General features: G+C 68.3%; 11 protein-coding genes. 7 read left to right on the top strand and 4 right to left on the bottom strand.

Annotation, left to right across the window (positions count from 1 at the left end):
• The first annotated feature begins 12 nt into the window (after window positions 1-12).
• Window positions 13-1545: a multiple monosaccharide ABC transporter ATP-binding protein gene (gene mmsA / locus IEV96_RS09995; RefSeq protein WP_188510464.1), complete on the top strand. Its 1533-nt coding sequence runs from the start codon at window positions 13-15 to the stop codon at window positions 1543-1545.
• A gap of 22 nt (window positions 1546-1567) precedes the next feature.
• Entirely contained in the window at window positions 1568-2746 is a 1179-nt protein-coding gene (gene mmsB / locus IEV96_RS09990; protein ID WP_373282439.1) for a multiple monosaccharide ABC transporter permease, read from the top strand.
• Between the two features lie 58 nt (window positions 2747-2804).
• Here the strand turns inward: mmsB and IEV96_RS09985 are convergent, their stop codons facing one another.
• Window positions 2805-4340, bottom strand: a complete 1536-nt coding sequence (locus tag IEV96_RS09985; protein ID WP_188510462.1) for a M20/M25/M40 family metallo-hydrolase — start codon at window positions 4338-4340, stop codon at window positions 2805-2807.
• A 375-nt stretch (window positions 4341-4715) separates the two neighbouring features.
• Here IEV96_RS09985 and IEV96_RS09980 point away from each other — a divergent pair, with 375 nt between their 5' ends.
• From IEV96_RS09980 to IEV96_RS09960, 5 genes are all read left to right on the top strand, one after another.
• Window positions 4716-5690, top strand: coding sequence for an ABC transporter substrate-binding protein (locus IEV96_RS09980; protein WP_188510461.1), 975 nt, complete (start codon window positions 4716-4718; stop codon window positions 5688-5690).
• Window positions 5691-5761: 71 nt separating this feature from the next.
• On the top strand, window positions 5762-7330 hold the full coding sequence (locus IEV96_RS09975) for a sugar ABC transporter ATP-binding protein (RefSeq protein WP_188510460.1): 1569 nt from the start codon (window positions 5762-5764) through the stop codon (window positions 7328-7330).
• On the top strand, window positions 7327-8352 hold the full coding sequence (locus tag IEV96_RS09970) for an ABC transporter permease (protein WP_308419479.1): 1026 nt from the start codon (window positions 7327-7329) through the stop codon (window positions 8350-8352). The genes IEV96_RS09975 and IEV96_RS09970 overlap by 4 nt, the downstream gene beginning before the upstream one ends.
• Entirely contained in the window at window positions 8349-9341 is a 993-nt protein-coding gene (yjfF, locus tag IEV96_RS09965) for a galactofuranose ABC transporter, permease protein YjfF (protein WP_188510459.1), read from the top strand. The genes IEV96_RS09970 and yjfF overlap by 4 nt, the downstream gene beginning before the upstream one ends.
• Before the next feature lie 22 nt (window positions 9342-9363).
• Window positions 9364-10371 (top strand): LacI family DNA-binding transcriptional regulator, encoded by a 1008-nt coding sequence (locus IEV96_RS09960; RefSeq protein WP_188510458.1) that lies wholly within the window; start codon window positions 9364-9366, stop codon window positions 10369-10371.
• Between the two features lie 82 nt (window positions 10372-10453).
• On the opposite strand, the gene IEV96_RS09955 is transcribed toward IEV96_RS09960, so the two are convergent.
• The 3 genes from IEV96_RS09955 to IEV96_RS09945 are packed head-to-tail and all read right to left on the bottom strand — an operon-like array spanning window position 10454 to window position 14607.
• Window positions 10454-12772: a beta-xylosidase/alpha-l-arabinosidase gene (locus IEV96_RS09955; protein WP_188510457.1), complete on the bottom strand. Its 2319-nt coding sequence runs from the start codon at window positions 12770-12772 to the stop codon at window positions 10454-10456.
• Window positions 12769-13626 carry a carbohydrate ABC transporter permease gene (locus IEV96_RS09950; RefSeq protein ID WP_188510456.1) on the bottom strand — a complete coding sequence of 286 codons (858 nt, stop codon included), beginning with the start codon at window positions 13624-13626 and terminating at the stop codon, window positions 12769-12771. The genes IEV96_RS09955 and IEV96_RS09950 overlap by 4 nt, the downstream gene beginning before the upstream one ends.
• Window positions 13627-14607 (bottom strand): carbohydrate ABC transporter permease, encoded by a 981-nt coding sequence (locus IEV96_RS09945; RefSeq protein WP_188510455.1) that lies wholly within the window; start codon window positions 14605-14607, stop codon window positions 13627-13629.

Genomic DNA, 14607 nt, shown 5'->3' with positions numbered 1-14607 from the left:
CCGGCACACACAGTGACCACGAACATCCTGGAAATGCGGTCGATCACCAAGACCTTTCCCGGCGTAAAAGCGCTGCAGGACGTCACCCTCGAGGTGGCCAGAGGCGAGATCCACGCGATCTGCGGCGAAAACGGCGCGGGAAAATCCACCCTCATGAAGGTGCTGTCCGGCGTGTACCCGCACGGGACCTACGAGGGCGACATCGTCTACGAAGACGAGACCGTCGAGTTCCGCGACATCCGCGACAGCGAGGCGAAGGGCATCGTCATCATCCACCAGGAGCTCGCCCTGAGCCCCTACCTCTCGATCGCCGAGAACATCTTCCTCAACAACGAGGTCAAGGGTGCGCTCGGGCTCATCGACTGGAACAAGGCCAACCAGGAAGCCGCGAAACTGCTCGCCCGCGTCGGCCTCAAGGAAAACCCGACCACCAAGGTCATGGACATCGGTGTCGGCAAGCAGCAGCTTGTGGAGATCGCGAAGGCGCTCTCCAAGCGGGTGAAGCTGCTGATTCTGGATGAACCGACCGCGGCGCTCAACGACGAGGACTCGGCACACCTGCTCGACCTGATCCTGCACCTCAAGGAGCAGGGCATCACGTCGATCATCATTTCCCACAAGCTCAACGAGATCAAGAAGATCTCGGACACGGTCACCGTGATCCGCGACGGCAAGACGATCGAAACGATCGCCAAGGCCGACGTCACGGAAGACCGCATCATCAAGGACATGGTCGGCCGCGACCTCGAACACCGCTACCCCGATCACACGCCGCACATCGGCGAGGAGATCCTGCGGGTCGAGAACTGGACCGCCCACCACCCGCAGGACCCCTCGCGCGTCATCGTCAACAACGTGAGCATCAACGTGCGCAAGGGCGAGATCGTCGGCATCGCCGGCCTTATGGGTGCCGGCCGCACCGAGTTCGCGATGAGCCTCTTCGGGCGCTCGTACGGCTCGCGCATCTCGGGCAAGGTCTTCAAGAGCGGCAAGGAGATCAAGACCCGCACGGTGTCGGAGGCCATCGCCAACGGGCTCGCCTACGCCACCGAAGACCGCAAGACCTACGGCCTCAACCTGATCGAAGACATCAAGCGCAATATCTCGATGGCCTCGCTCGGCAAGCTGGTGCGCGGCGGGCTGGTGAGCGACAACGAGGAGTTCAAGGTCGCGAACGAGTACCGCACGAGCATGAACATCAAGGCCCCCACGGTGCTCGCCAAGACCGGCAAGCTCTCGGGCGGCAACCAGCAGAAGGTCGTGCTGAGCAAGTGGATCTACTCCGATCCCGACGTGCTCATCCTCGACGAGCCGACCCGCGGTATCGACGTGGGCGCGAAGTACGAGATCTACACGATCATCAACCGGCTCGCGGCATCCGGCAAAGGCATCATCGTCATCTCTTCGGAGCTGCCGGAACTGCTCGGAATCTGCGACCGCATCTACGCCCTCTCCGAGGGCACCATCACCGGCGAACTCCCCATCGCCGAGGCCAACCCCGAATCCCTCATCAAGCTCATGACCATGGAGACTTCCAATGACTGACACGAAGACAGCTCCCAGCGCGGTGAGCAAAGTCGGCTCGTCCCTGACCCACATCGTCACCGACCTCGGCAAGAACGGCATCTTCCTCGCCCTCATCGCCGTGGTCGTTCTGTTCCAGATCCTCACCGACGGCATCCTGCTGCGACCGCAGAACATCTCCAACCTGATCGTGCAGAACGGGTACATCCTGATCCTCGCGATCGGCATGGTGATGGTGATCGTCGCCGGCCACATCGACCTCTCGGTCGGATCGGTCGCGGCGTTCGTCGGCGCCGTGTCGGGCGTTCTCACGGTGAAGATGGGCATCGAGTGGTGGATCGCCATCATCATCTCGCTGCTGATCGGCGCGCTCGTGGGAGCCTGGCAGGGCTTCTGGGTCGCCTACGTGGGCATACCGGCGTTCATCGTGACGCTGGCAGGCATGCTCATCTTCCGCGGACTCGCGCTCGTCGTGCTGGGCAACTCGAACATCGGTTCGTTCCCCGAGGGCTACCGCGCGCTCGGTAACGGGTTCTTGACCGATTTGTTCGGCGAGTTCGAGATCGACCCGTTCACGCTCGGCATCGGCGTCTTCGCGATCATCGCGTTCGTGGTGCAGCAGTTCCGTACCCGTTCGGGCCGCCAGAGCTACGCGCAGGAGGTCGAGCCGCTCGTCTGGTTCATCGGCAAGATCGTGCTGGTCTCGGCCGCCATCTTCGGCATCGCCTGGGCGCTCGCCAGCTTCAAGGGCATCCCGGTCACGCTGATCATCCTCGCCGTGCTCGTTCTCGTCTACGGCATCGTGACCAACCGCAGCGTCTTCGGTCGTCACATCTACGCGATCGGTGGCAACCGCCACGCGGCCGAGCTCTCGGGCGTGAAGACCAAGAAGGTCGACTTCTTCATCTTCGTGAACATGGGCTTCCTCGCGGCGCTCGCCGGACTCGTCTTCACCGCGCGCCTCAACCTCGCCGGTCCGAAGGCCGGTGACGGGTTCGAGCTCGAGGCCATCTCCGCCGCCTTCATCGGTGGAGCCGCTGTCCAGGGCGGCGTCGGCACCATCGGCGGCGCGATCATCGGTGGTCTCATCATCGGTGTGCTGAACAACGGTATGTCGATCCTCGGCATCGGCATCGAGTGGCAGCAGACGGTGAAGGGCCTCGTGCTGCTCCTCGCCGTTGCCTTCGACGTGTTCAACAAGCGCCGGGCCGGCGGCCGCTAGCCCCCTCGCGAAAAGCCCCGCCCGTCTCGCGACGGGCGGGGCTTTCGCGTTTCCGGTGTCAGCGCACCAGCTGGTTGCCCCGGTAGTCGAAGTCGTCGCCCGTGAGCTGCGGTGCCTTCGCCATGCGGCTGCCGTCTTCGAAGAAGCCGGTCTTCGTGCGCGCCATCGTGCCGACCGCGTGTGCGACCGCGTCGCCCAGCTCGTTCAGCGCCGCGGTGCTCAGGTTGGTGATGGTGTCGCAGGCCTGGTGATAGCAGGGGTCGTACGGCGCACCCGCCGTGCCGCCGTACTCGGCCGCCTCCTCCGCCGTCTTGATACCCTCGGCACCGCTGAACAGGCCGCCCGCCGGGATGCCGGCCGCGATGAACGGGCCGTAGTCAGACCGTCCGTCGAACGCCGTCGGCTCCGTCGCCAGGTCCCTGTCGGAGAAATAGTCGGTGAACAACTCCTCGATCTGGGCCGAACCGGGAGGGCCCGCCAGGCCGTCCGGGTCGTCCGAGCCGTCGCCGTCGTAGACGAACCGCACGTAGTTCGGCGAACCGAGCATGTCGAAGTTGAGGTTGGCGTAGATGGTGCCCAGCTCCTCGTCGCTCAGCGACTCGACATAGTTGGTCGACCCGAGCAGGCCGTTCTCCTCGGCGCCCCAGAAGGCGAAGCGCAGCTGCTGCTGTGGCTTCTTGCCCTCCTTGGCGATCTGGATCGCCGTCTCGAGGATCGTCGCGGTGCCGCTGCCGTTGTCGTTGATGCCCGGTCCTTCGAGCACCGAGTCGAGGTGCGCCCCGACCACGACGACCCGTCCCGGGTCTCCCTTGGGGCTGTCGGCGAGCACGTTCACGGTGGTGCGGGTCTCCGACAGGGTGTCGGTGCTCACCGAGACCGTCACCGGCCCGGCCAGCGCGGCCTCGTAGAGCGCGACGCCGTCGGCGTAGCTGACGCCGACCACGGGCACGGCCGCGGGGCCACCGAGGGTGACACCGGTGAGCAGCTCCGTGCGCCCGGGGTTGCCCTCGTTGAAGATGACCGCGGCGTCGTAACCGGCCGCGACGGCGTTGGCCACCTTGACCGCGAAGTCGCAGGTGCCGCGCTGGATGAGCGCGACCTGGGGCTCGGTGGGCGAGGCGGCCACGAAGTCCTCGGGCAGACAGCCAGAGGCCGAGCTCGGTTCGGGGGTGGCCGGAACGATGATGCCGCCCGCCGCGACCACGGTGCCGGTGACGTCACCGGCGCCCGAGTACTCGAGCGTCGCGGATTCGATGGGCCCGGCGACGGGGGAGACCTGGGTCAGCACCGACGGGCCGAGCTCCTGGAAGAACGGGAACTCGAACTCCTGGGTGCTGACCTCGTAACCGGCGGCGGTGAGCCGCTGCGCCACGTAGGCGGCCGAGGCGTCGTAGGCGGGGGTGCCCGAGGCGCGGGTGCCCCCGTTGTTGTTCGCGATGCGTTGGAACACCCGTTCGTGTTGCAGTATCCCGTTGACGGTCACCGCCCTCTCGAGTTTTGTCGTGTTCACGTCGTCGATCGCCAATGCCGCGGTGGACGGTATGGCGACCGCCGCGACGATCAGGCCGGCAAGCAGCGTTGCTTTTCTCCGCACGATGTCTCCTTGGGTCTACGGCCCCCGAATGGGGCACGTTCTGACGATGACGCTTCCGCAGGAGTGCGCGTGGGCGGTAGGGGTTGCGGATGCCGCGGCTCGCGCGATTCCTGCCGCGTTCGACGTAGCAGTGCGGCTCGCCATGGTTGAGAACCCTCACATCCCCGCGCGATGTTCGCGAGCCGGATCATCCGGAGTTCGCGGCGAACCGCGCCATCGTGCGGCCCGTTACCCAACCGTTATGCGGGCCGGTTGTCCGCCGCTAATTGTGAGCGCTAACATCACAACCAATCAGAACGGACTGATTGGCCGGGCGCATCCCGCGGAGCACGACACGACGCGGTCCCGGAACACTGAACAAGGAGGTTTAGTTCGATGAAGAAACTCATTGGGGCCGCGCTCGGCGGCGCACTGCTCATTGCTCTCACCGGCTGCGCGGGAGGTGGCGGAGGCGGCGGAGGCGAAGCGGGCGCCGACGGCGACCTCATCGTCGGCTTCTCGCAGGTCGGCGCCGAAAGCGGCTGGCGCACCGCGAACACCAAGTCGATCCAGGGTGCCTTCGAAGACGCGGGCATCGAGCTGAAGTTCTCCGACGCGCAGGGCAAGCAGGAGAACCAGATCAAGGCGATCCGCTCGTACATCCAACAGCAGGTCGACGTGATCGCGTTCTCGCCCGTCGTCGAATCCGGCTGGGACACCGTGCTCAAGGAGGCGAAGGACGCGGGCATCCCCGTCGTGCTGACCGACCGCTCGGTCGACTCGGAGGACGATTCGCTCTACGCGTCGTTCCTCGGCTCCGACTTCATTCTCGAGGGCGAGAAGGCCGGCGAGTGGGTCAACACCGAGTTCGCCGACGCCGACAAGGTGAACATCGTCGAACTGCAGGGCACCACGGGGGCGGCCCCGGCCAACGACCGTGCCGAGGGTTTCCGCAACGTGGTGACCGACGCGAAGTTCGAGGTGATCGCGAGCCAGACCGGCGACTTCACCCGCGCCGGCGGCAAGCAGGTGATGGAGGCCTTCCTGCAGGCCAACCCCGAGATCGACCTCGTCTACGCCCACAACGACGACATGGGTCTCGGCGCGATCGAGGCGATCGAGGCGGCGGGAATGGTGCCGGGACAGGACATCAAGATCGTCACCGTCGACGCCGTGAAAGACGGCATGACGGCGCTCGCCGACGGCAAGATCAACTTCATCGTGGAGTGCTCGCCGCTGCTCGGCCCGCAGCTCGTCGAGATCGCCGAGAAGGTCGCGGCGGGCGAGGACGTGGAGAAGCGCATCGTCACCGAGGAGACGACGTTCACGCAGGAGCAGGCGATCGAGGCCCTACCCGACCGCCAGTACTAGGCACCACAATCGGTCGGGTCCGGCGCGCTGCCGGACCCGGCCCTTCCCACGTACTCGATGAAGAGGACAGCATGACGATCACCCCCAGCACCGCCACCAGCGTCGAGGCCCCGGCTCCGGCCGTCGAGCCCATCGTGCGTATGGACGACATCTCCATCAGGTTTCCCGGCGTGAAGGCGCTCGACCGGGTGAGCTTCCGTATGTTCCCCGGCGAGGTGCACTCGCTCATGGGCGAGAACGGCGCGGGCAAGTCGACGCTCATCAAGGCGCTCACCGGCGTGTACGCGATCGACAGCGGCACCATGACTCTCGGCGGTCGGCCGCTAGTGATCAGCGGCCCGGCACAGGCGCAGGCCGCCGGCATCAGCACGGTGTACCAGGAGGTGAACCTGCTGCCCAACCTCTCGGTCGCCGAGAACATCATGCTCGGCCGCGAGCCGCGCCGGGCCGGCGCGATCGACTGGCGCGCGATGCGCCGGCGGTCCGCCGAGCTGCTCGCGCGGCTGAGCCTGGAGATCGATCCGGCGTCGCAGCTGAGTTCGCACTCGCTCGCTGTGCAGCAGCTCGTCGCGATCGCGCGCGCGACCGACGTCGACGCCAAAGTGCTGATTCTGGATGAACCGACCTCGAGCCTCGACGCCGACGAGGTGTCCGAGCTCTTCCGTGTCATCCGGGGTCTCAAGGAGCGCGGCGTCGCGATCCTCTTCGTCTCCCACTTTCTCGACCAGGTGTACGAGATCTCCGACCGGCTCACCGTGCTGCGCAACGGCGCACTGGTCGGCGAGTACCTGACCCGCGAGATCCTGCGCATCGAACTCGTGCACAAGATGATCGGCAAAGAACTGGCGACCCTCGAGAGTCTCGAGAGCAAGACGCGCCAGGCGGCCGTCGAGGGCGATGTGGCCGAGGTGCCGTACCTCGAGGCGGTCGGGCTGGGCCGCAAGGGTTCGGTCGAGCCGACCGACCTCGCCATCCACGAGGGGGAGGTGGTGGGGCTCGCCGGGCTGCTCGGCTCGGGACGCACCGAGATCGCCCGGCTCATCACCGGCGCCGACCGCGCCGACAGCGGCGAGGTGCTCGTGCGCGGCACGAAGAAGCGGCTGCGCACGCCGCGGGCCGCGCTGCGCGACCGGGTCGCCTACTCGTCGGAGGACCGCAAGCGCGAGGGCATCGTCGAAGAGCTGACCGTGCGCGACAACATCGTGCTCGCGCTGCAGGCCGACCGCGGCTGGTTCCGTCGCATCTCGCGGAGGCGGCAGGACGAACTGGCGAACAGCTACATCTCTGCACTCGGCATCCGCCCAGCGAATCCCGACGCGCTCGTGCGCAACCTCAGCGGCGGCAACCAGCAGAAGGTGCTGCTCGCGCGCTGGCTGGCGGTCGCCCCTCGGCTGTTGGTCCTGGATGAACCGACGCGCGGCATCGACGTGGGGGCCAAGGCGGAGATTCAGAAACTCGTGTCGAATCTCGCCGACGAGGGCATGGCCGTCGTGTTCATCTCGGCCGAGCTGGAAGAGGTGCTGCGGCTCAGCCACCGTATCGCCGTGATGCGCGACCGGCGCAAGGTCGCCGACCTGCCGAACGAAGACGTCACGGTCGGCGAGATCATGGGCCTCATCGCGAGCGGAGCCGAAGCGTGAACGCCCTGCGGGACCTGCCCCGCGCCCGCCTGTTCTGGCCGATCGTCACCCTCGTGGCGCTGCTGCTGCTGAACTTCGCGGTGTCGCCCGGCTTCTTCGCCATCCGGTTCCAGAACGGCCACCTGTTCGGCAGCCTCATCGACATCCTGCGCAACGGCGCACCGACGCTGCTCGTGGCGCTCGGGATGACCGTGGTGATCGCCACCCGCGGCATCGACCTCTCCGTGGGCGCCGTCGTGGCGATCTCGGGGGCGCTCGCCTGCACGATCATCGCCGACTCGCCCACCCCCGACAGCCTCGGCACCGTGCTCTCCGCCGTGGCGGTGGCCCTCGTGTTCTCCCTCGTTCTCGGGGCCTGGAACGGACTCTTGGTCGCCGTGTTCGGCATCCAACCCATCATCGCGACGCTCATCCTGATGACGGCCGGCCGCGGCATCGCGATGCTCATCACCGAGGGCCAGATCATCACGATCTCGAGCGCGCCCTACAAGGTGATCGGCGCCGGCTACTGGTTCGGACTGCCGGCCTCGATCGTCATCGCCGGCGCGATGTTCGCCGTCGCCGCGTTGCTCACCCGCAAGACCGCGCTCGGGCTGCTCATCGAATCGGTGGGCATCAACCCGGTCGCCTCCCGGCTCGCGGGCGTGCGCTCGCGCGGCATCGTCTGGGTCGTCTACGTGTTCAGCGCGCTGTGTGCCGCGATCGCCGGGCTCATGATCTCGTCGAACGTGACGGCCGCCGACGCCAACAGTGCCGGACTCTACATAGAGATGGATGCCATCCTGGCCGTCGTGATCGGAGGCACCAGCCTCGCGGGCGGTCGCTATTCGCTCACGGGAACGCTTATCGGTGCGTTCGTGATCCAGACCCTCACGACCACCGTCTACACGGTGGGCATAGCCCCGTCGATCACGCTCGTCTTCAAGGCGCTCGTGGTGATCGCGGTCTGCCTGCTGCAGTCGCCCGCGCTGCAGGCGAAGCTGCGGTCCCGCCGGGTCGCGACCAAGGGAGTGCTCGCATGACGACCTTCATCTCCACCTCCGCCCGCCGAGGTCGCGACCTGCTCGGATCGCGGTACACGCCCGTGCTCGTGACGCTCGTGCTGCTCATCCTGGTCTTCGCCGCCGGGGCCAGCCAGTACCGGGGGTTCGCCTCCGGCCAGGTGATCGCGAACCTCTTCGTCGACAACGCGTTCCTGATCGTGCTGGCGGTGGGAATGACCTTCGTCATCCTCACCGGGGGCATCGACCTCTCGGTCGGCTCGGTGGTGGCGCTCTCGACCATGATCGCCGCGTCCCTCGCCCGCGACGGCTGGCCGCCGCTCGCCGTGATCCTCGTGGTGCTCGTGACCACGTCGACCCTCGGGCTGCTCGTCGGGCTCGTGATCCACTACTTCGAGATCCAGCCGTTCATCGCGACGCTCGCCGCGATGTTCCTGGCCCGCGGGCTCTGCTACGTGATCAGCCTCGACTCGATCTCGATCACCGAGCCGTGGTTCACCGCGATGGCGCAGACCCGCATCCCGCTCGCGCCCGGCCTGTCGATCTCGCCGAGCGTGATCGTGGCGGCCGTCGTGGTGGTCGTCGCGTTCTTCGTGCTGCACTACTCGCGCCTCGGCCGCACCGTCTACGCGATCGGCGGCGGCGAGCACTCGGCGATGCTGATGGGCCTCCCGGTGCCGCGCACCAAGGTTCTCGTCTACGTGATCAGCGGGCTGTGCTCGGGCATCGCCGGGATCCTGTTCACGTTCTACACGCTCTCGGGCTACAGCCTCACCGCCGTGGGCATGGAGCTCGACGCGATCGCGGCGGTGGTCATCGGCGGCACACTGCTCACCGGCGGCTACGGCTTCGTGCTCGGCTCCCTCCTCGGGGTGCTTCTGCTCGGTGTCATCCAGACCATCATCAGCTTCGAGGGAACGCTGAGCTCGTGGTGGACGAAGATCGTGATCGGCTCCCTGCTGCTCGTGTTCATCGTCCTGCAGCGGCTGCTGACTGCGAGGCGACGGTGACGGCGGCACCCATAATGGGCAAGTGAGTACGGAAGACAAGGCGCGCGTCGCGAACATCTTCGACGTCGCCCGACTCGCCGGCGTCTCGCACCAGACGGTGTCGCGCGTGCTCAACGATCTGCCCAACGTGCGCCCGGCGACCCGGGTGCGCGTGGAAGACGCCATCAAGCAGCTGCGCTACCGGCCGTCGACCGCCGCCCGCTCGCTCGTGACCCGGCGGTCGCGCACGATCGGGCTGATCACGACCGGCAATCCCGACTACGGGCCGTCGAGCATCCTGCTGGGATTCACGGAGGCGGCGCGCAACGCCCGGTACCTCGTGAGCATCTCGAGCATGCTCGAGACGGATGTCGCGTCGATGCGTGCGGCGGTGGAGCTGCTGCTCAGCCAGAACGTCGAGGCGGTGGTGCTGATCGCGGCGCACCGCGGGGCGCTCGAGGCCATCCAGGGCATCGACCTGGGCGTGCCGCTCATCGCCGTCGAGTCGAGCGGGCGCTCGGGTTTCCACAGCGTGTCGATCGACCAGTTCCGCGGGGCCTACGACGCGACGAAGCACCTGATCGGGCTCGGGCACTCGACGATCGCGCACCTGGCCGGCCCGGAGGACTCGATGGATGCCACCGAGCGCGTGCGCGGCTGGAGCGCGGCGCTCTCGGAGCACGGACTCGTCGCCCACGAACCGCTGCAGGGCGACTGGAGCCCGTCGAGCGGGTTCGCGGCCGGGCTCGCGCTGGCGCCGCACTTCACCGCGGTGTTCAGCGCCAACGACCAGATGGCGCTCGGCGTGATGCACGCGCTCGGCACCCGCGGTATCGCGATACCCGCCGACGTGAGCGTGATCGGCTTCGACGACATCCCCGAGGCCGAGCACTTCACCCCGCCGCTCTCGACCGTGCGGCAGGATTTCGCCGAGCTGGGTCGCACCGTGATGTCGACGCTGCTCGGGCTGATCCTCGACGAGTCGCTCGCGGAGGCCGCCCACCCCGTGCCGGTGCTGGTGCCGCGCGAGTCGACGGCGCCGCCGCGGTAGCGGACGCGGTCGGCGCGCACCCGCGGGACGGGCGCGCACCGGCGCTCCTGCGCGGCCGTCCCGGGAGTGGGCGCCGTGCCGCCTAGAGCGGCACGGGCGCAGGCTCCCGCGCGACCGACACCGCGGCGTGCAGCGCGCGGGTGTGGTCGACGACGCGCACCGGACCGGCGAGCGTGACTGCGGCCGTGAACACTGTGTCGTCCGACGAACGGGCGAACCGCAGCTCGAGCGCCCCGGGTTCGACGATGCGCGCACCGTCGCGGCCGGTGAACTGCGCCACGTCGGTCGGAACGGCGAAGTGCACCCGCGCGCCCTCGCCCGGCTCGAGCGCCACGCGCGCGTAGCCGATCAGCCGCTGCACCGGACGCACCACACTCGCCACCGGGTCGTGCAGGTAGACCTGCACGACCTCGACGCCGGCGCGCTCGCCGGTGTTGCGCACCGTGAGGCTCGCGTCGACCGTGTCATCCGTCGTCAACCGGTCCCGCTGCACCGCGAACGACTCCCACTCGAAGGCGGTGTACCCGAGGCCGTGCCCGAAGGGGAACGCCGCCGTCGGGTCGATGTTCGACACGTCGCTCGCCCGGGCCAGCGGCGACGCGAGGTAGGTCGTCGGCTGCGTGCCGGCGAGGGCGGGAACGCTCACGGGCAGGCGTCCCGACGGCGAGACGGCGCCGCTCAGCACGCGGGCGATCGCAGTCGCACCCTCCTCGCCGGGGAAGAACGACTGCACGATCGCGGCCGCCTCCGTGACCGCGCGGCCGAGCGCGTACGGCCGGCCGGCGAGCAGCGTCACGATCACGGGAGTGCCGCCGTCGAGCAGCGCGTCGACGAGCTGCTGCTGCGCGCCGGGCAGCCGCAGCGATTCCGCGTCGCAGCCCTCGCCGCTGGTGCCGCGGCCGAAGAGGCCGGCCCGGTCGCCGAGCGCGAGGATGACGACGTCGGATGCCGCGGCCAGCGCCAGGGCGTCGGTGAAGTCGGTCTCCCCGCCGTCGACGGTGGTGCCGAGCGCGTGCTCGACGACGGACCCGGCGAACTCGGCCCGCACCGCCTGCAGCAGTGTCGGCAGTTCGATGCCGATCTCCCAGTCGGGATGCTGCGTGCCGACGTGCGACGGGAACGAGTAGCAGCCGAGCATCGCGAACGGGTCGTCGGCGTTGGGGCCGACGACGGCGATGCGGGCGGGGCGGTCCAGCGGTAGCGCGCCGTCGTTCGTCAGCAGCACGACGGACTGCTCGGCGATCTCGAGAGCGAGCGCCCGGTTCTCGGCCGGGTCGAGGTCGAAGCCGGTGCTCGTCGGCGCCGGCGAGTAGTCGGCGTCGAGCAGCCCGAGACCGACCTTCTGCTCGAGCACGCGGCGCAGAGCCCGGTCGACGAGAGCTTCGTCGACCACGCCGGCGGTCACGGCCGCCACGAGCGGCTCGCCGAAGGTCTTCACGGTCGGCAGTTCCACGTCGACGCCGGCGCCGAGAGCGAGTCCCGCGGCCTCGCCCCAGTCGGCCGCGACCCCGTGCAGCAGGTGCAGGAACGCGACGCCGAAGTAGTCGGCGACCACGGTGCCCTCGAAGCCCCAGGTGTCGCGCAGCAGGTCGGTGAGCAGCGCCGTGTCCGATGCCGACGGCACGCCGTCGACGTCGGAGTAGGAGTGCATGACCGAGCGCGCACCGCCCTCGCGGACGGCCATCTCGAACGGCGGAAGCAGCACGTCGTTGACCTCCCGGCGCCCCATCGAGACGGGGGCGAGGTTGCGCCCCGCCTTCGACGCGGAGTAGCCGACGAAGTGCTTGAGCGTCGCCACGATCCCGGAGCTCTCGAGCCCGCGCACGTAGGCCGTGCCGATGGTCGCGACGAGGTACGGGTCTTCGCCGATGGTCTCCTCGACCCGGCCCCAGCGGGCGTCGCGCACGACGTCGAGCACGGGTGCGAGCCCCTGGTGCACGCCGACCGAGCGCATGTCGGCGCCGATGCGCGCGGCCATGGTCGTGACGAGCGCCGGGTTGAACGTGGCGCCCCAGGCCAACGGCACCGGGTAGGCGGTCGCGCCCCATGCGGCGAAGCCGGCGAGGCACTCCTCGTGCGCGATCGCGGGGATGCCGAACCGGCTGCCCGCGACGATGCGTTCCTGGGTGCGCTGCAGCGAGGCCGCGCCCATCGCCGGCTCGACCGGCGCGCTGCCGAACGGGCGGGTGAGCTGGCCGAGACCGAGGGGCAGCAGCTGGTCGAGGTCGATCGCGTCGTCCATGTCGTGCTGGTGCGGCGCGACCTCCCCGCCGTCGGTCGAGGCGCCGACCCAGACGCCGTACAGCTGCGCGATCTTCTCCTCGAGCGTCATCGCGGCGACGAGCGCGTCGACGCGGTCGGCGGTGCTGGCAGAGTCGTCGTTCCAGAGTGTGGTGATCATCCCTTGACCGATCCGGTGAGGCCGCCCACGATGTGGCGTTCGGCGAAGATGAAGAAGACGAGGGCCGGCACGATCGAGAGCGCCGTGAACGCAAGGATCGACGCGGTGTCCTGCGCGTACTGCGACTGGAACGTCGCGACCCCGAGCGGCAGGGTGAAGTTCGCCGGGTCGTTGAACACGAGCAGCGGCAGCAGGTACCCGTTCCAGCTCGTGATGAACGCCAGCACGGACACGGTCACGAGCGCCGGGCGGCTGAGCGGCAGCAGGATGCGCCAGAAGAACCCGAGTCTGGTGGCACCGTCGACGACCGCGGCATCCTCGATCTCTGTCGGGATCGCGGCCATGAACGGACGCAGGATGATGATGGTGACGGGCAGCGCGAACGCGGCCTGCGGCAACGCGACGCCCACCCACGACTCGAGCAGGTGCAGCTGGCGCAGCAGCAGGTACACCGGCAGGATCGCGACGCCGAGCGGGAACAGCAGGCCGATCGTGAACATCGAGTACAGCGCCTCGCGGCCCTTGAACCGGTAGCGGGAGAGCGCGAACGCGGCCATCGAGCCGAGCCCCACGGCGATCGCGGTGGACGAGATCGAGATCAGCGCGCTGTTGCCGAGGAAGCGCCAGAACGACTCCGACGCCAGGATGTTCGCGTAGTTGCTGAACACCCACGGCGACGGCAGCCCGGCGGGGTCGGTGTTGATCTGCGCGTTGGTGCGGAACCCGCCGAGGATCACGAACAGCAGCGGCGCCACAGTGACGCCCACGATGAGCAGAGCGAACAGGTAGCGCACCGGCGTCATGGCGCTGAACGGCGCCCTGGACTTGGCCGGCGCGAGGGTGGTGGCGGTCATCTATTCGACCCTTCCGGTGATCGCGCCCTGCGTATCGCGACGCAGTGCGAAGCGCTGGTAGAACAGCGCGAAGACGAAACAGATGACGAACAGGATGATGGCGACGGCACTGCCGAACCCGAACTCGTAGCGGCGGAAGCCGCGGTCGATCAGGTAGCTCGCCATGGTCGTCGACGCGCCGGCGGGTCCGCCGAGCGTCATGATCCAGACCAGGTCGAACAGCTGCAGCGATCCGATGATGGACAGGAACACCCAGATGCGGATGGTCGGGCCGAGCAGCGGCAGCACGATGAGCCGTGTCGTCTGCCAGCCGGTGGCGCCGTCGATCTGGGCGGCTTCGCGCAGTTCTTCGGGGACGCCCTGAAGGCCGGCGAGGAACAGGATGATCCCGAAGCCGATGTACTTCCAGGTGACCACCGCGAAGATCGTGAACATCACGACGCTCTGGTCGGCCAGCCAGAGCTGCACGAGCCCGCCGAGGCCGACGCTCTCGAGCAGCCCGTCGACGACGCCGTTTGGCTGCAGCAGCGAGAGCCAGATGACCGCCGTCACCGCCTCGGACAGCACGTAGGGGGCGAAGACCAGCAGCCGCAGCCCCGTGCGTCCGCGGATCTTGCCGTTGAGCAGCAGCGCGAGGGCGATGCTCAGCGGCAGTTGCACCACGAGCGACGCGATCACGATGAACAGGTTGTGGCCGATCGCCCCTTGGAAGAGCGGGTCGCCGAGCGCCTTGGCGTAGTTGTCGAAACCGACGAACCGGGTGAGCGGCCCGAAGCCGTTCCAGTCGAACAGGCTGTAGTAGGAGGCCGCGACCAGCGGGAAGAAGACGAAGGCCACGAAGAGCACGGTTGCCGGGCCGAGCAGCAGCAGCAGCTCGAGTCTCTTGCGCAGGTGGGAACGGCGGCGGGGCGGGCCTTGCGGGGAAGGCGAGCCCGCCGCCGTCGTGACGTCTGGCGTCACGACGGCGGTGGTTGTGCTCAT

It is taken from the genome of Conyzicola nivalis (assembly GCF_014639655.1).
Taxonomy (GTDB): Bacteria; Actinomycetota; Actinomycetes; order Actinomycetales; family Microbacteriaceae; genus Conyzicola; species Conyzicola nivalis.
The sequence above is the reverse complement of the archived record's forward strand: the minus strand, read 5'-3'. Positions and strand labels throughout refer to the sequence as shown.